This window comes from Beijerinckia sp. L45 (genome assembly GCF_009765775.1).
Taxonomy (GTDB): domain Bacteria; phylum Pseudomonadota; class Alphaproteobacteria; order Rhizobiales; family Beijerinckiaceae; genus RH-AL1.
The window spans coordinates 1-14,982 of the sequence record NZ_LMUU01000113.1 but is presented as its reverse complement, the minus strand read 5'-3'; the positions used below and the strand labels follow the sequence as shown (position 1 = coordinate 14,982).

The following is a 14,982-nucleotide window of genomic DNA, read 5'->3' as shown; positions in this document are numbered from 1 at the left end:
AGTCTCGCCTTGTTTTCACCAGGCAAGCAGCCTAAATCTTCGAGACACACCGAAACAGCCGTAAGGCGGAGTTGTAATATGGGTAGCCTGTCGCTTCCGCACCTGATCATTCTGGGTGCCATCGCGCTGATCTTCTTCGGCGGTCGGAACAAGATCTCCGACATCATGGGTGATTTCGCCAAGGGGATCAAAAGCTTCAAGAAGGGCCTGTCGGACGATGACGAAAAGGCCGTGCCTGCGCCGGTGGCAGCCGCCGACGTTCCGGTCCGCACCCTCGACCATCAGCCGCTGTCGTCCGTCGAGCTGAACAAGGTGTCCGAAGCCCGCAAGGTTGGCTAAAAAACCACCGTTTAGGGTCTGACATGTTCGATTTCGACGCCGGCAAGCTGCTGATCATCGGCATCGTTGCGCTTGTCTTCATTCCGTCCAAGGACTTGCCGCGCGTGCTGCGGCAACTCGGGCAATTCGTCAGCAAAATGCGTCGCATGGCTGGCGAATTCCAGGGCCAGTTCATGGACGCGATGCGCGAAGCCGACATGGCCGAGCTGCGCAAGGAAGCCGAAAAGCTGTCCAAGGCTGCCGATGTCAGCCTCGGCTTCAATCCGATCAAGGACCTTCATGCGCAGGTCAACGCGGTGATCGAGAGCAAGCCGGCTTTGGCTGCGGCCGATGCCGCCGAACTCGGCGCCGCGTCCGAGGCAGAGCCTGTTCATGCGGCCGCACCGGAGCTGTCGACCCATACCGCGGTCGAAGGCGATCTGGTCGAAGCCTCGGGCGTGTCTCAGGTCGCCGATTATGGCCACGGTCCGGAGCGCCTGACGGCGCTCGAAATGGCGAGCGAAGCCGACCGCGCCGAGGCGCTCGAACCGGTTCCGCGAAGCGCCTGACAAGCTTCGCTTTATTCTGCTAAGGCTCGGCCCTGCCGGCGGTCTTTCCCGCATGATGACGTTCAGACCCGATTGGAGGGGCGCTGCCCCATGACCGATGCCGATATCGAGGCCAGCAAAGCGCCTCTCATGGATCACCTGGTCGAACTGCGGTCCCGCCTGATCAAGGCGCTGGGCGCGTTCCTGGTGATCTTCATCCTTTGCTATTTCTTCGCCAAGGATCTCTACAATATCCTGGTCATTCCCTATCAGCATGTCGCCGGCGCCGAGGCGAAGCTGATCTACACCGCCCCGCAGGAGTATTTCTTCACCCAGCTCAAGGTGGCCTTCTTCGCCGCCGCCTATCTGGCATGCCCGGTCATCTTTTCGCAGATCTACGCCTTCGTGGCGCCAGGCCTCTACAAGCACGAGCGCAAGGCATTCTTGCCTTATCTTTGTGCAACGCCGATCTTCTTCGCCCTCGGCGCGCTGCTCGTCTTTTACGTCGTCATGCCCAACCTGCTGCACTTCTTCATCGGGATGGAGCAGTCGAAGGAACCGGGCAAGGCGCAAATCGAATTGTTGCCGCGTGTCAGTGAGTATCTCTCCCTGATCATGACGCTGATCTTCGCCTTCGGCCTGATGTTCCAGCTGCCCGTGGTTTTGACCCTGCTCGGGCAGATCGGCATCGTCAACGCGGCGTTCCTGCGCTCCAAGCGTCGCTACGCGATCGTGCTGGTCTTCATCGCCTCGGCAATCCTGACGCCTCCCGATGCCTTTTCGATGCTGGCGCTCGCCGTGCCGGCGGTGGCGCTCTACGAGGGCTCGATCATCGCCGTGATGCTGATCGAGCGGAAGCGCGCTAGGGACGAGGCCGCCAAGCCGAAAGAATAGCGGGACCCTGAATCCTCTCATGGTGAGGAGCGTAGCAGGCGCGTCTCGAACCACGAGGGATTGCGGGACCGCCTCGTGGTTCGAGACGCAAGCTCACGCTTGCTCCTCACCAGGAGGCTTAGGGATCGTCCCCCCGGGCGGTGCGTGCGATCCTCATTTGTCCTCACGTCGATTCTCGCTTAATCCGCCACATGAGTTGCGATTTTCCCAACTCCACCACGACACCTCCTGCACACGGCCGATTTCATGTACGACCTCAAGTGGATACGCGAGAACGCCGAGACCTTCGATGAAGGCCGTCGCCGCCGCGGCCTGCCGCCGCTGTCCCCCGCCATCACCGGGCTGGACGAAACCCGCCGCGCCGCGATCGCCCGCCTGCAAGCCGTGCAGGAGCGCCGCAATGCCGCCTCCAAAGAGGTCGGCGAGGCCATGAAGGCCAAGGACTTGCCCCGCGCCGAGGCGCTCAAGGCGGAGGTTGCCACGCTCAAGGCGGACAGCGCCGGTTACGAGGGCGAGGAGCGCGAGGCCATCGCCGCGCTCGACAAGCTGCTGTCGGAAATCCCGAACCTGCCGCTCGACAGTGTGCCGGAGGGCAAGGACGAGCACGACAATGTCGTGCTGCGCACCGTCGGCGAGGTCCCGGCCTTCGCGTTCCAGCCGAAAGAGCACTTTGAAATCGGCGAAGGCCTCGGCCTGATGGATTTCGAGACGGCGACCAAGCTGTCGGGCGCGCGCTTCGTCGTCAACAAGGGCGCGATGGCGCGGTTGGAGCGCGCGCTCGCGCAATTCATGCTCGACCTCCACACCGACACGCACGGCTATACCGAGGTCAATCCGCCGATCCTCGTCCGCGACGAGGCGATGTTCGGTACCGCGCAGCTTCCGAAGTTCCGCGACGACCAATTTCTCGCCACCCGCGAGGGCGATGCCGGCAACGAGTCGGCCAAGAACCTCTGGCTGATTCCCACCGCCGAAGTTCCGCTGACCAATCTCGTCCGCGAATCCATCCTCGACGAGGCGGCGCTGCCGATGCGTCTCACCGCCTGCACGCCGTGTTTTCGTGCCGAAGCGGGCGCGGCCGGGCGCGACACCCGCGGCATGATCCGCCAGCATCAGTTCACCAAGGTGGAACTCGTCTCCGTCACCACGCCGGAACAGTCCGAGGCCGAGCACGCGCGGATGCTGAGTTGCGCCGAGGAGGTGCTGAAGCGCCTCGGCCTCGCCTACCGCGTGATGACGCTTTGCACCGGCGACATGGGTTTCGCGAGCCAAAAGACCTTCGACATCGAGGTCTGGCTGCCTGGCCAGGACCGCTACCGCGAAATCTCGTCCTGCTCGGTCTGCGGCGACTTTCAGGCGCGGCGGATGAACGCCCGCTTCCGCGCCGCCGGCGCCAAGGGGACGCGCTTCGTGCATACATTGAACGGTTCTGGCGTCGCGGTCGGCCGCGCGCTCGTCGCGGTGCTGGAAAATTATCAGGAGGAAGACGGGTCGGTTCGCGTGCCTGACGCGCTCTTGCCCTACATGGGCGGCGTGACGCGCATCACGCGCGCAAACTGAAAGAGAGCGGATGCGCATTCTGATCACCAACGACGACGGCATCCATGCGCCGGGCCTCGCCGTGCTCGAGCGGATCGCTGCGCAGCTCAGCGACGACGTGACGGTGGTTGCCCCCGAGATGGACCAATCCGGCGTCGCGCATTCGCTGTCCGTCAACGACCCGCTGCGGCTGCGTAAGATCTCGGAGCACCGCTACGCCGTGAAGGGGACGCCGACAGATTGCGTGATCATGGGCGTCAAACACATCTTGTCCGACCGCAAGCCCGACCTCGTGCTGTCGGGCATCAACGCCGGTCAGAACATCGCCGAGGACGTCACCTATTCCGGCACCATCGCCGGGGCGATGGAAGGGACGATTCTCGGCATTCCGTCGATCGCGCTGTCGCAGGCCTATGGCGTCAACGCCTACGGCGGCGCCGGGCGTGACGAAATTCACTGGCGTTGCGCGGAGACGCATGGGGCGTCCATCATCAAGAAGGTGCTGGAGGCGGGCTTCGAGAAGGACATCGTCATCAACGTCAATTTCCCGGCCTGTCCGCCGGAGCACGTCGCCGGCATCAGCGCCACGGTGCAGGGCCGGCGCGACGCGCTCGCGGTGAAGATCGATCCCCGCCTCGATGGCCGCGGCAACCCCTATTTCTGGATCGCCTTCGGCCGGCAGAACTACAAGGTCGCCGCAGGCACCGACCTCGAGGCGTTGTCGAAGAACCGGATCTCGGTGACGCCTCTCAAGCTCGATCTCACCGACGAGCCCACGGTCACGCGCTATGCGCAACTCTTCGACGCCTGACGCCCCCGACCTGGCCCTGGATGCGGCCGTCGCGCATGCGCGACGCGACGATGCGCTTGCCATCCGGGCCGAGGCCAAGGCCGCCTTCCATCTTCGCATGCGGGCGCGGGGCATCCAGGATCTCGCCGTGTTGCGCGCCTTCGAACTGGTGCCGCGCGAATTCTTCGTCCCGCATCGCTATCTCGATCTCGCCACACGCGACCTGCCGCTTCCGATCGACTGCGGTCAGACTCTGCTGGAGCCCTGGCTCGTGGGGCGGATGATCGAAGCGCTCGGCGTCGACCGCAGCCACCGTCTTCTCGAGATCGGCGCGGGGACCGGCTATGCCACGGCGATCTTGGCGTCTCTGGCGCGGGACGTCATCGGGATCGAGCGTTTTCAAAGTCTGGCGCTGGCGGCGCAGGCGCGTCTGACCGATCTCGCGATCATGAACGCTGTGATTGCGTGGGGCGACGGCCTCGCCGTTCCGCCCCAGGTCGAGCTCTTCGACCGGATCATCGTCCATGGTCTGCTCGACGCGCCGACACCGCTGGTCGAGCGCCTCGCGAACGGGGGCGTCCTCGTCTGCGCGCGGTCGGTGGGGGAGGGCGGTTCGCAGCACGTCGTGCGGATCGAAAAGACCGGAGACGAAACATCCGTCGAGACCGCAATCTGCCCCTGCCGGCTTCAGCCGATCGTGGCGGGGATCGCGGCGGCTCTATAACCGCCGCGAGTTCGTCGTCTACTTTCCGCCGAACAGCGAGCTGAGCCAGCCGAAGAAGCCCGTGGGCTTGGCGGCAGGCGCCGCATAGCTCGAGGCGGGCTTCGCCGGCGCGGGGGCTGCGGAAACCGGCTTGGCGACCGGCTTCTCGACATAGGCGGTGCCGGCCTTCTGCGCGGTGTAGGAGGCGATGGCGTCCATCAACGGCGGCGACAGCACGTCGGAGGTCGGCAGGCCGAGCTCCTTGAAGCGGGCGCGCACGGCGTCCATGCCCGACGCGGGATAGCCCTGCTCGATGATCGAAGAGACGAAAGCCGCGAACTGCGGCGCCTGCCAGCCCTTCTTGTCGCTCAGTTCGGTATGGACGAAGTCGAGACCCTTGAACGGGTGATCCTTGACGATGCGGCCGAACATGTGGACGCCGCAGGCCTTGCAGGCGTGGCGCTGGATCGTCGCGCTGTCGTCGACGATGTGCAGCTTCTCTTCATGGGCCGTGACCTTGACGTTGGACACGGGGGTCACCGCGATCACCGCGAAGGTGGCGCCGGCCGGCTTCCAGCATTTGGAGCAGCCGCAGGCGTGATTGTGCAGGACGTCGCCGGTGATCTCGACGGCAACCTTGTCGGTCGCGCATTTGCAGAACAGGGTGCCGCCCGCGAAGCCGGACAGGCCAGGGGTGATGCCGTTGTCGATTGCCGGATGAAGAGTGGGATTCGCCATTGCAAGAACCTTTCGATGAAGTGGGGCGCCCTCCCGACGGGCAAAATCTGTTGAGGATATGAACGGTCGTGTCGGGACCCATGTGCTGGCGAGATGCCTGCATTACGCACGGCGCTATGCTTGCGTGCGCCCTTTTAGGCAGAATCCTCGAAATTTGAAAGCGTTCGCAGTGAGATAACGCGAGATTCTCGCGACGCACCCGGCTCCGGCTCAGCAGCTCACGAGCGTAGGGATGGCGCTCAAGTCTCGTATCGCCGGGCCCATGCGGGCGCGGCGGATCCACGGTGGAGCGCTGGTTTCGTCTCCCGGCCGGCGGGCAGCGGCGAGGGGCATGTTACTTCCAAGATACTTAACGCGTGTTAAGTTTAACTTTCTAGGCTTTTTCGTGAGCAGCTGTTCATCTTAAACCGTCCCTTAACTAGCGTCATCGTTAATGGGCGAACTGACCCCGCGTTTGTAGGTTGCGTCATGAGTAAAGTTCGTATGATTTTCGGCTCGCGTCGCGCCCTTCAGCTCGCACTTGCGGGTATGACGGCAGCCTCGCTCGCGGGCTGCGCCGACTCCGATCGGCTTGCTTCCAACCCGCTCGGCAATCCCTTTGCGACCGCGTCCAACGACCGGCCTGCGCCGCGTCCCGATCGCGACGACATGCCGTATCGCGGCGCCCCGACCTCGGCTGTTTCGTCCCGGCCGCTGCCGGCGCCCGATCGCACGGCGTCGATTTCGGCACGCCAGCAGACCGCCAATTACGCGGTCCCGGCGCATGAAAGCCCGCGTCTCGCCCAGGCTCCGATGCCGGCGCACGACAGCAGCACCGCGTCCATCGCGACAGGCCACGGCGGCTGGTCGGCAGAAGGCGGCATGCCGGTCATTGCCGCCCAGGGCGATAGCGCAAAGGTTCTTGGCGAACGCTACAATATTCCGACCGATGCCCTGCTTCGCGCGAACGGCTTCACCTCGGCCGCGGCGATCCGGCCGGGCACCCGCGTCATCATTCCCGTCTACAGCGCCTCGGGCAGCGCCGCTGCCACGCATATGGCGGCGCAGGACAAGCCGAAGCACGATCATTCCGCCCGGGAGAAGCTGCTCGCCAAGCACGAAGCCAAGGCCGAGACACCGCACTTCGTGAAGGGCGCTCAGCCGGCAGCCAAAGTGGCTGACGAGGCGCATGGCCACGGCCGCGCGGAAGCGATGAAGAAGCTGGCGCATGCGGACAAAACAGCGCCTGCCATGGCCGCCGCGAAGATCGAGAAGACCGAGCCGGCAAAGAAGATGGCCGCCGCGAAGGTCGAGCCGGTCAAGCCGATGAAGGTCGCCAAGCTCGAAACGCCGGAGCCTAAGAAGGCGGCCGCGCCGGCCCCGGTCGATGCGACGCCGACCGCAAGCCTGCCGCCGCAAGCGGCCGTTGCGAGCGGCAGCGCCAACCCCGAATTCCGCTGGCCGGCCCGCGGCCGCATCATCCAGGGGTTTAAGTCCGGCGGGAACGACGGCATCAACATCGCCGTGCCCGAAGGCACGGCGGTCAAGGCTGCGGAGTCCGGTGTCGTCGCCTACGCCGGCAGCGAGATCAAAGGCTTCGGCAACCTCGTGCTGATCCGTCACCCCAACGGCTACGTCTCGGCCTACGCCAACAACGGGTCGATCGACGTCAAGCGCGGCGAGCAGGTGAAGCGCGGCCAGACCATCGCCAAGTCCGGCCAAAGCGGGAACGTCGCGTCGCCGCAGCTGCACTTCGAGCTGCGCAAGGGCTCGACCCCGGTCGACCCGACGCAATACCTCGCCGGGCTCTAGCGCAACGTCGGTTGTTGCCGACTTGCGCCAGACATAGAGAAGCAAAGCCGGCACCGGCCGGCTTGAGCCAAGCCAACGGTTTCAGGAATCCTCCTTCGTCACCCGCGAGACACGTGCGGCGGAGGTCGGTAAAGGCGGCGGGCCAGTCCCGCCGCCTTTTGACGTTTGGCGGCTTGCGGCGCTATCGTCGATCACCCGAGCCGCGATGACCTGCATGCAAGGCCTCTACAGCCCCGAGCGCACCCTCTTCTTCGTCACCCTTGAAACCCACGCGCGCAATCACATCGCGCTTGCTGCAGAGCTATTGCGGCTCAATGAGGCGCGTGAAGCGCTTGCCGACTGCGTTGATCCGGGCCGCGATCTCTTTTGCCTTTACGGAGCTTCTGAGACCGAACTCGATGAGCACGTCACCGCCCTTCGAGCCGCTTGTACCTTCGAGCTCAAGATAGGCGTCCCGCAGGTGGCCTTGGTGGAAAAGCCGATGTGGCCGGCGGAGTGTGTCCACTTCCCGCGTGATGGCATTAAACAGACGTTCATCCGCGTGAAACTCATCCTGACTCCAGCGCCAATGGAGACGGGCCTGACCTTTGCGAGCAGGGTTTTTGCGGATGCTTCAACGCCGCAAGCGTCTATCCAGGCTGTCGAGAATGGCGTGACAGCCCTCGCAAAACGCGGAACACACGGTGATTACCGGGTGCGCGGGGGCAAGGTCATTCTTTCCGAGCTCGCGAGCGATCAAGCTGCTTCGACAGAAGCGATTCAGCAGGTTGCCTCGGCCGCTTTCAGAGATGCCCTCCGCGCGAGCGTCTCGGCTTTGTTCGAGCCGCTGATGCAGGTCGTCATCGATACCCCGAAAGACTATGAAGGGTTTGTCCTGGGTGACCTGCTTGGACGACGCGGCCAGATCATCGATCGCAGCGTGGCGGGTCCAGCGCTTCGCATCGTCGCCATGGTCCCGCTCGCCAACATGTCCGGCTACGCAGACCAGCTACGGTCTTTTACTCAACGCTATGGTACCTTTTCGATGCAGTTCGATCGTTATGAGCAAATGCCGCCTGCACCATCGAATACCCCGCCATTCCGCCCCGCAGCTGCTTTGCGTGCGGCATAGGGTTCTAAACGACATTGATGCCGTCTTTGCGAGCGCAGCGAAGCCGTCCAGCATCGCTGCCTCAGGACACGTATTCTATGGTTTCTGGGTTGCTTCGCCGCGCTCGCAAAGACGTTTTGCGCCAAAGCGTTAGGCCCCCGAGGCAAAGCTCACAAGACTGACGACTTCCGCCATTTGCTGCGCCGCGCCCGCGACATCGCCGGTTTGTCCCCCGACCTGTTGCCGCGCGACGGCGCAGACGGCGAGAGCCGCCAGAGCCGCCGCGATAAGAACGAAAACAGCGCGTGCAACGCTGGCGCCGGCAAGACACGGGGCAAGCGCCGCCACTCCGGAGATCCCGATAGCCACGGCATATCGCCCTCGTTCGAGACCGCCCGCCGCGGCGCCTGCCCCATCCGTCCGCGCTGCCGGCAGGAGCGCGAGCGGCAGCAGGCACAGCGTCCGCGACACGGCGGCGCTCGCCACCAGCGCGGCGGCGGCCAGCAGCACGCCGTGCTCTGCAATGACGGCGAGACTCGCGGCGCGGAGGTAGAGCGACAGCCCGATGGCGCAACCGCCATAGGTCCCGATGCGGCTGTCGCGCATGATCTCGAGTTTTCGCTCCCGCGTGCGGCCGCCGCCGAACCCGTCGGCGCAGTCGGCGAGACCGTCTTCGTGCAGCGCGCCGGTCACCATCACCAAAGCCGCCACGGCGAGCGGTGCCGCGATCGATGACGGCAGGCCGATGGCGCCGGCGGCCGCCAAGACGAGCGCCGGGATCAAACCGATCACCGCCCCCGCCACCGGCACCATCATCACGGCCTGGGCCAACCCCTGCGATCCCAGCGCGATCTCCCGACGCGTCGCCGGCAACGGCAGGCACGAGAAGAAGCGCAGCGCGATGAGGATGTCGGCGAACGGCGTTGGCAGCATCCCCCGCTCATCCCGCATGCGCGCCGCTTTGTCGAGGGCGCAGGGCAGGGTGTTCGTTTCCTTTTGCAGAACAGCGAGCTAAGAGGCCTGCGACATCACGAGGTTCCCATGGCAGCCAGCGGTTTACCCTTCGACGATATCCGGGCGCTTTTCGCCCTCATGCCCGATGCATCGGACCGCGCTGCGGATGCCGTGCGCGAGCGCCAGGCCGAGCTCACCAAGCCGGCAGGTTCGCTGGGCAAGCTCGACGAGATCGTCGCCTTTCTGGCGAGCTGGCAGGACAAGGCGATGCCGACGATCAACCATCCGCTGGTCGCCGTCTTCGCCGGCAATCACGGCGTCGTGGAAAAGGGCGTCTCCGCCTTTCCCGCCTCCGTCACCCGCGCGATGCTCGAAAACTTTGCCGCCGGCGGCGCCGCGATCAACCAGATCTGTGCCACCTACGGGATCGGCCTAAAAGTGTTCGAGCTAGCCCTCGACCTGCCGACCGGCGACATCACCGAAGGGCCGGCGATGGACGAGACGACGGCTGCAGCGACCATCGCCTTCGGCATGGAGGCGATCGCCGGCGACGTCGACGTGCTCTGCCTCGGCGAAATGGGCATCGGCAACACGACGGTGGCGGCAGCCATCTATGCGGCCCTGTTCGGCGGCAGCGGCGCGGACTGGGTCGGGCGCGGCACCGGGGTCGACGACCCGACGCTGGCCCGCAAGATCGCCGCGGTCGATGCCGCGCTCGCCCTGCATGCGGACCATTTGCAGGATCCGCTTGAAGTGCTGCGTCGGCTCGGCGGCCGCGAGATCGCGGCGATGGTCGGCGGCATTCTGGCGGCGCGGATGCAGCGCGTGCCGGTGATTCTCGACGGCTTCGTCGTCTGCGCCGCCGCCGCGATCTTGCAGAAACTCGACGCCACCGCGCTCGACCATTGCATGGCCGGTCACGTCTCGGCCGAGCAGGCGCATCGCACCGTGCTGGAAAAACTCGGCAAGGCGCCGCTGCTCGATCTCGGCATGCGGCTCGGCGAAGGCTCCGGGGCGGCGCTGGCGCTCGGCGTCGTCAAGGCGGCGCTCGCCTGCACCCGCGACATGGCGACCTTCGCCCAGGCGGGCGTGGCGGGGAAGAACGAATAAGCGCCTCTGCCTCGCTCGGGTGAAAATCGTTCGTTTTTCGCCGGCCATGGTTTAGGAGGTCGGGTCTTAGTTCCCCAGTGCCTCCCCCAGCTTCGCGCCGAGAGTCGATCCATCGCCGGGTCCTCACCCTGCAAGCGGGGAGCCGACAAGGATATGATATGGCCGACCTCGCCCCCGCCGCCGATCTTCACGCCGCGATTCTGGACCACCACGACAAGGTCCTGATCATCGACTTCGGCTCGCAGGTGACCCAGCTCATCGCCCGCCGCGTGCGCGAGGCCGGCGTCTACTGCGAGATCGTCCCGTTCCAGTCCGCGGAAGCCGCCTTCGCCGCGATCAAGCCCAAGGCGGTCATCCTCTCCGGCGGCCCGGCCTCGGTGCTGGAAGAAGGCTCGCCGCGTGCGCCGCAGGCCATCTTCGAGGCCGGCATTCCCGTTCTCGGCATCTGCTACGGCCAGCAGCTGATGGCGCATCAGCTCGGCGGCGAAGTCGCCTCAGGCCACCACCGCGAGTTCGGCCGCGCCGAGATCGAGGCGATGGCGACCTCGCCGCTGTTCGACGGCGTGTGGGAGCTCGGCGAATACTATCCGGTGTGGATGAGCCACGGCGACCGCGTCACCAAGCTCCCCGAGGGTTTTAAGGCGCTGGCGCGTTCGCCCAACGCGCCGGAATGCGTCATCGCCGACGAGGCGCGGCAGCTTTACGGCGTGCAGTTCCATCTCGAGGTGCATCACACCCCGCAGGGCGCGAAAATCCTCTCGAACTTCGTGCACAAGATCGCCGGCTGCAAAAGCGACTGGACGATGAAGGCGTTTCGCGCCGAGGCGATCGCCGCGATCCGCGCCAAGGTCGGCGAGACCGGCCGGGTGCTCTGCGGGCTGTCGGGCGGCGTCGATTCCGCCGTCGCCGCCGTGCTGATCCACGAGGCCATCGGCCATCGCCTGACCTGCGTCTACGTCGACCACGGCCTGATGCGCGAGGGCGAGTCCGAGCAGATCGTCTCGCTGTTCCGCGGGCATTACAACATCCCGCTCGTCCACGTCGAAGCCGAAGCGCTGTTTCTCGGCGCGCTGCACGGCATCAAGGACCCCGAGCAGAAGCGGAAAATCATCGGCGGCCTGTTCATCGCGACGTTCGAGGCCGAAGCGAAAAAGCTGGCGCGCGACGGCCACGGGGCGCCCGAATTTCTGGCGCAGGGCACGCTCTATCCCGATGTGATCGAAAGCGTCAGCTTTTCCGGCGGCCCGTCGGTGACGATCAAGTCGCACCACAATGTCGGCGGCCTGCCCGAGCGCATGAACATGAAGCTCGTGGAGCCGCTGCGCGAGCTGTTCAAGGACGAGGTCCGCGCGCTCGGCCGCGAACTCGGCCTGCCCGAAGTTTTTGTGGGCCGCCACCCGTTCCCCGGCCCCGGCCTCGCCATCCGCTGCCCCGGCCCGGTCAGCAAGGACAAGCTCGACATTCTGCGCAAGGCAGATGCCGTCTACCTCGACGAAATCCGCAGGGCCGGCCTCTACGACACGATCTGGCAGGCGTTTGCGGTGCTGCTGCCGGTGCAGACGGTCGGCGTGATGGGCGATGGGCGGACGTATGATTTCGTCTGCGCGCTGCGCGCGGTGACATCAGTGGATGGGATGACCGCGGATTTTTATCCGTTCGACATGAACATTCTGGGCAAGGCCGCGACGCGCATCATCAACGAGGTGAAGGGGATTAATCGGGTCGTGTACGATGTGACGTCGAAGCCACCGGGGACGATCGAGTGGGAGTGACCGCTATTTAGCAAGGATTTCTCGGATCCTGAAACGTCAGACCGAGGCGATCGATCGTCTGTGTGGTTCGGCCTTCAGTCAAGTTGATGGCACAACGTGCGGAGCTGCGTCCGGTGAGAGACCATGAGGAAACCGTCCTTGGCCAGTTTGCCGTTCATGGTGTCAACGTCAATGGACTAATCGTCCCGGGTCGATCAATCGAGTCCCTGCTGGCGCGTCACGCGCTCAATCTAGTCGTAAACAACCACGAGTGTGAGACCTACAAGGTGCTCCTGCGCGGGTCTGCCACTGCGGTCCGTTACAAAGGGCGAGAGTTGCTCCTTGCTACCCAACATCAGCTTAAAGGCATCGACGAAACTCAAGTCGCGATGCTTACCGACAGTGGCAGCCACATCATCACCTCCGGAGGCCGGAGAGGCTACACCACTCGTTCGGACACGGATGCCTTCGATCTCATCGCCTTTGATTTCACGGCCCCTTGCGCGGATAGGCCTGAGCTCAAAAAGCGCTTCTTCAACTTTCACAGCGCGCCGCCTGCCGTGCCAGACTCTCAGATCCGCGCGATGCTGCTAGCAGGTTACCCATTCGCGGTTCAACTATACGAACTCGAAGACAAAAATCACCTGGGCTTGATCCGCCGAAACATTGCGTGCCTTCCTCATAGCCAACCGAGCGACGACGCGACGCTGATGGTCAAAACTGTCCGGCCGTTGGATATCGATCCAGACGGGATGAGCGGCGGACCTGCTTTTGTCATCCTTGACGATAATGGTGGTCCCGAAGCGTATCTGGCAGGTATTATTGTTCGAGGTGGGCGCGAGCTCTTTACGATCATCAAGGTCGGCGTCGTCCTCGAATTCCTTCGCTCTGTGTTCGATTGACGGTCTGTCAGACGGTGGCGCTATCCTTACAACCACAACTAGAACTGTTCGGGTCGGCGATCGCGGCAATAAGCAAATGCGCACAGCTGCGAGGCTGGCCGGCGGCTCTCCCCTCCGTCATCATCGTTGCCCAGACGATCACGGTGGGCTACGCGACGGGCACGAGTCTTTTGCTTGTCGTTCGCACCCACGCGGAAATGAACGACGATGAAGTCTTGGTCGCTTCATCTCTGCGCGTCGTCTGACACAGACAGAGACTCGGCAATATCGCCAATAGTTGAGATGATGAAGGACGGGTTCGGCTTTTCTGACGGCGTGCGCGGCCAATTCTTCCGCCCCGACGCGACGCTTGTCCCACCGGTTCATCTCGACCCGGAAGTCCTGCGCTATCTCTCCGAACGCGCTACGTCCCAGGGCATGTCGCTGAGCGCTTTGGTCAATCGGCTGCTGAAGAAGGACATCGAGCTGATCAAGGCGCCAAAATAAGGTCGGCCGCGTCGGCGAATCCGATTCCCGAACTCGCCCGGCCTCCGCGAACGCATCGAACAACGTTGGCTTCCGAGCGCCCGCGGCGTATTCTTACGCGCCACGGTAAGAAAGGCGGTTGCGATGCGGATCACCTCGAAGGGGCAAGTCACCATTCCTCAGGATGTGCGGGACCGTGCGGGCCTCATGCCGGGGACGGATGTCACATTCGAGATCGAGGCGGGCGTCGTCAGGCTGATCAAAACGATGTCTGGCGGGGGTCGCCAGACCCGCGGCCAAAAACTCGTCGAAGGCCTGCGGGGACACGGCGACTTCAAGATGTCCACCGATGAGATCGTCGCGCTCATGCGAGGTTTCGCGGCGGACGACGGCTGAGCAGCCCGACCATGATCCTGGTCGACTCCAACGTGATCATTGATGTCCTGACCAAGGATCCATCCTGGCAGGCCTGGTCAGAGGCGGCGCTGAGCGACGCCGCTGACAATGACGACCTTGCGATCAACCCAATCATCTATGCTGAGATCGCCTCGGGGTTCGCAACGATCGGCGATTTGGATCGCCACCTCGGCGCCGACGCGTTTCGAAGGCTCGGGCTTCCCTATGAGGCGGGTTTCGTCGCCGGTCGGGCGTTCGTGGAATATCGCCGACGTGGCGGCATTCGGACCTCACCTCTCCCGGATTTCTATATCGGCGCTCACGCGGCCGTTTCGGGATTCACCCTGCTGACACGTGACGCTCGCCGATATGCCGGGTACTTTCCGAAGGTGCGGCTGATCGCGCCGGCATGAGGTTGCACCGTTTGAGCGTAGCGCGTTCCGCCCCGTGCCGCGCAACGAGCCTGTATGCGATCGTGATCGCTTACGCCTCCTTCTTGAACAAATCCTTAAATATCAGCGGCCCCCATGTCTTTCCCCGGGCGTGCACCAGCGCGCCACCCTCGGCGAGTTTGCCCAGCGTGACCGGCGCGAACCCGAGCTGTTTGGCCAAGGCCGCTACGGGGTCGATCGCATCCGAGTCGTCGCTCGCCAGAAAGACCACTCTGTGGCCGCCCGCGACGATCGGATCGGCAGCCAGGGTGGTCGCGCCCAGATGGTTGAATCCCTTCACGAGCTTGGCGCCGGTGAACGCTTTTGCGACGACCGCGGAGGAGGGAAGAGCGCCCATCGCCTCCGGGGCCGGAAACAGGTTCGTCGCGTCGATGATGGTCTTGCCGTCCCAGCTTTGCAGCGTCTTCGCGACATCCGGGTGCGCCTCGTAACGAACGGCCAAAAAGATGATGTCCGCCTTGACGGCGTCCGCCAGTGTTTTGGGTGTGATCGTGGGTCCGATTGCGGCCGCCTCGGCTGCAAAGCTGGCCGGGTCGCGCGT

The 14,982-nt window shown here is 64.3% G+C and carries 16 protein-coding genes and 1 pseudogene; 14 read left to right on the top strand and 3 right to left on the bottom strand.

Annotation, left to right across the window (positions count from 1 at the left end; translation table 11 throughout):
- Positions 1-78 precede the first annotated feature (78 nt).
- From GSQ79_RS12290 to GSQ79_RS12265, 6 genes are all read left to right on the top strand, one after another.
- Positions 79-339 (top strand): twin-arginine translocase TatA/TatE family subunit, encoded by a 261-nt coding sequence (locus tag GSQ79_RS12290; protein ID WP_158809007.1) that lies wholly within the window; start codon positions 79-81, stop codon positions 337-339.
- Positions 340-362: 23 nt separating this feature from the next.
- Entirely contained in the window at positions 363-887 is a 525-nt protein-coding gene (locus GSQ79_RS29480; protein WP_246725288.1) for a twin-arginine translocase subunit TatB, read from the top strand.
- Between the two features lie 90 nt (positions 888-977).
- The gene (tatC, locus tag GSQ79_RS12280; protein ID WP_158809006.1) at positions 978-1,760 is read left to right on the top strand and encodes a twin-arginine translocase subunit TatC; all 783 of its coding nucleotides are present in this window, start codon (positions 978-980) and stop codon (positions 1,758-1,760) included.
- A gap of 246 nt (positions 1,761-2,006) precedes the next feature.
- Positions 2,007-3,320: a serine--tRNA ligase gene (gene serS / locus GSQ79_RS12275; protein WP_158809005.1), complete on the top strand. Its 1,314-nt coding sequence runs from the start codon at positions 2,007-2,009 to the stop codon at positions 3,318-3,320.
- Between the two features lie 10 nt (positions 3,321-3,330).
- On the top strand, positions 3,331-4,110 hold the full coding sequence (surE, locus tag GSQ79_RS12270; protein ID WP_158809004.1) for a 5'/3'-nucleotidase SurE: 780 nt from the start codon (positions 3,331-3,333) through the stop codon (positions 4,108-4,110).
- Positions 4,088-4,813 (top strand): protein-L-isoaspartate O-methyltransferase, encoded by a 726-nt coding sequence (locus GSQ79_RS12265; protein WP_158809003.1) that lies wholly within the window; start codon positions 4,088-4,090, stop codon positions 4,811-4,813. The genes surE and GSQ79_RS12265 overlap by 23 nt, the downstream gene beginning before the upstream one ends.
- 159 nt (positions 4,814-4,972) lie before the next feature.
- Here GSQ79_RS12265 and gfa read toward each other — a convergent pair.
- Positions 4,973-5,530: pseudogene (gene gfa, locus GSQ79_RS12260) on the bottom strand (S-(hydroxymethyl)glutathione synthase); the annotation flags it as partial.
- 468 nt (positions 5,531-5,998) lie between these two features.
- Between gfa and GSQ79_RS12255 the strand changes: the two are divergent.
- Both GSQ79_RS12255 and GSQ79_RS12250 read left to right on the top strand, forming a co-directional pair.
- Positions 5,999-7,321 carry a M23 family metallopeptidase gene (locus GSQ79_RS12255; RefSeq protein WP_246725287.1) on the top strand — a complete coding sequence of 441 codons (1,323 nt, stop codon included), beginning with the start codon at positions 5,999-6,001 and terminating at the stop codon, positions 7,319-7,321.
- 214 nt (positions 7,322-7,535) lie between these two features.
- Positions 7,536-8,432, top strand: a complete 897-nt coding sequence (locus GSQ79_RS12250; protein ID WP_158809002.1) for a hypothetical protein — start codon at positions 7,536-7,538, stop codon at positions 8,430-8,432.
- A gap of 129 nt (positions 8,433-8,561) precedes the next feature.
- On the opposite strand, the gene cobS is transcribed toward GSQ79_RS12250, so the two are convergent.
- Positions 8,562-9,344: an adenosylcobinamide-GDP ribazoletransferase gene (cobS, locus tag GSQ79_RS12245; RefSeq protein ID WP_246725286.1), complete on the bottom strand. Its 783-nt coding sequence runs from the start codon at positions 9,342-9,344 to the stop codon at positions 8,562-8,564.
- Between the two features lie 108 nt (positions 9,345-9,452).
- On the opposite strand from cobS, the gene cobT reads away from it, so the two are divergent.
- The 6 genes from cobT (at position 9,453) to GSQ79_RS12215 (ending at position 14,402) form a co-directional block, all read left to right on the top strand.
- Positions 9,453-10,475, top strand: coding sequence for a nicotinate-nucleotide--dimethylbenzimidazole phosphoribosyltransferase (gene cobT / locus GSQ79_RS12240; protein WP_158809000.1), 1,023 nt, complete (start codon positions 9,453-9,455; stop codon positions 10,473-10,475).
- A 158-nt stretch (positions 10,476-10,633) separates the two neighbouring features.
- The gene (gene guaA, locus GSQ79_RS12235) at positions 10,634-12,247 is read left to right on the top strand and encodes a glutamine-hydrolyzing GMP synthase (protein WP_158808999.1); all 1,614 of its coding nucleotides are present in this window, start codon (positions 10,634-10,636) and stop codon (positions 12,245-12,247) included.
- An 86-nt stretch (positions 12,248-12,333) separates the two neighbouring features.
- Positions 12,334-13,128, top strand: coding sequence for a hypothetical protein (locus tag GSQ79_RS12230; RefSeq protein WP_158808998.1), 795 nt, complete (start codon positions 12,334-12,336; stop codon positions 13,126-13,128).
- A gap of 285 nt (positions 13,129-13,413) precedes the next feature.
- Positions 13,414-13,614: a hypothetical protein gene (locus tag GSQ79_RS12225; RefSeq protein ID WP_158808997.1), complete on the top strand. Its 201-nt coding sequence runs from the start codon at positions 13,414-13,416 to the stop codon at positions 13,612-13,614.
- Between the two features lie 123 nt (positions 13,615-13,737).
- Positions 13,738-13,989: an AbrB/MazE/SpoVT family DNA-binding domain-containing protein gene (locus GSQ79_RS12220; protein ID WP_158808996.1), complete on the top strand. Its 252-nt coding sequence runs from the start codon at positions 13,738-13,740 to the stop codon at positions 13,987-13,989.
- 11 nt (positions 13,990-14,000) lie between these two features.
- Complete coding sequence (locus GSQ79_RS12215) at positions 14,001-14,402, top strand: type II toxin-antitoxin system VapC family toxin (RefSeq protein ID WP_158808995.1); 402 nt, start codon at positions 14,001-14,003, stop codon at positions 14,400-14,402.
- A 70-nt stretch (positions 14,403-14,472) separates the two neighbouring features.
- Here the strand turns inward: GSQ79_RS12215 and GSQ79_RS12210 are convergent.
- Positions 14,473-14,982 (bottom strand): NADPH-dependent F420 reductase (locus GSQ79_RS12210; RefSeq protein WP_158808994.1); only part of this gene is annotated, 510 nt, incomplete at its 5' end.

What these genes read in the sequence shown, in the direction of transcription:
- GSQ79_RS12290 (WP_158809007.1), top strand. Translation starts at nt 79, where the DNA reads ATGGGTAGCCTGTCGCTTCCGCACCTGATCATTCTGGGTGCCATCGCG.
- GSQ79_RS29480 (WP_246725288.1), top strand. Translation starts at nt 363, where the DNA reads ATGTTCGATTTCGACGCCGGCAAGCTGCTGATCATCGGCATCGTTGCG.
- tatC (WP_158809006.1), top strand. Translation starts at nt 978, where the DNA reads ATGACCGATGCCGATATCGAGGCCAGCAAAGCGCCTCTCATGGATCAC.
- serS (WP_158809005.1), top strand. Translation starts at nt 2,007, where the DNA reads ATGTACGACCTCAAGTGGATACGCGAGAACGCCGAGACCTTCGATGAA.
- surE (WP_158809004.1), top strand. Translation starts at nt 3,331, where the DNA reads ATGCGCATTCTGATCACCAACGACGACGGCATCCATGCGCCGGGCCTC.
- GSQ79_RS12265 (WP_158809003.1), top strand. Translation starts at nt 4,088, where the DNA reads ATGCGCAACTCTTCGACGCCTGACGCCCCCGACCTGGCCCTGGATGCG.
- GSQ79_RS12255 (WP_246725287.1), top strand. Translation starts at nt 5,999, where the DNA reads ATGAGTAAAGTTCGTATGATTTTCGGCTCGCGTCGCGCCCTTCAGCTC.
- GSQ79_RS12250 (WP_158809002.1), top strand. Translation starts at nt 7,536, where the DNA reads ATGCAAGGCCTCTACAGCCCCGAGCGCACCCTCTTCTTCGTCACCCTT.
- cobS (WP_246725286.1), bottom strand. Translation starts at nt 9,344, where the DNA reads ATGCTGCCAACGCCGTTCGCCGACATCCTCATCGCGCTGCGCTTCTTC.
- cobT (WP_158809000.1), top strand. Translation starts at nt 9,453, where the DNA reads ATGGCAGCCAGCGGTTTACCCTTCGACGATATCCGGGCGCTTTTCGCC.
- guaA (WP_158808999.1), top strand. Translation starts at nt 10,634, where the DNA reads ATGGCCGACCTCGCCCCCGCCGCCGATCTTCACGCCGCGATTCTGGAC.
- GSQ79_RS12230 (WP_158808998.1), top strand. Translation starts at nt 12,334, where the DNA reads ATGGCACAACGTGCGGAGCTGCGTCCGGTGAGAGACCATGAGGAAACC.
- GSQ79_RS12225 (WP_158808997.1), top strand. Translation starts at nt 13,414, where the DNA reads ATGAAGGACGGGTTCGGCTTTTCTGACGGCGTGCGCGGCCAATTCTTC.
- GSQ79_RS12220 (WP_158808996.1), top strand. Translation starts at nt 13,738, where the DNA reads ATGCGGATCACCTCGAAGGGGCAAGTCACCATTCCTCAGGATGTGCGG.
- GSQ79_RS12215 (WP_158808995.1), top strand. Translation starts at nt 14,001, where the DNA reads ATGATCCTGGTCGACTCCAACGTGATCATTGATGTCCTGACCAAGGAT.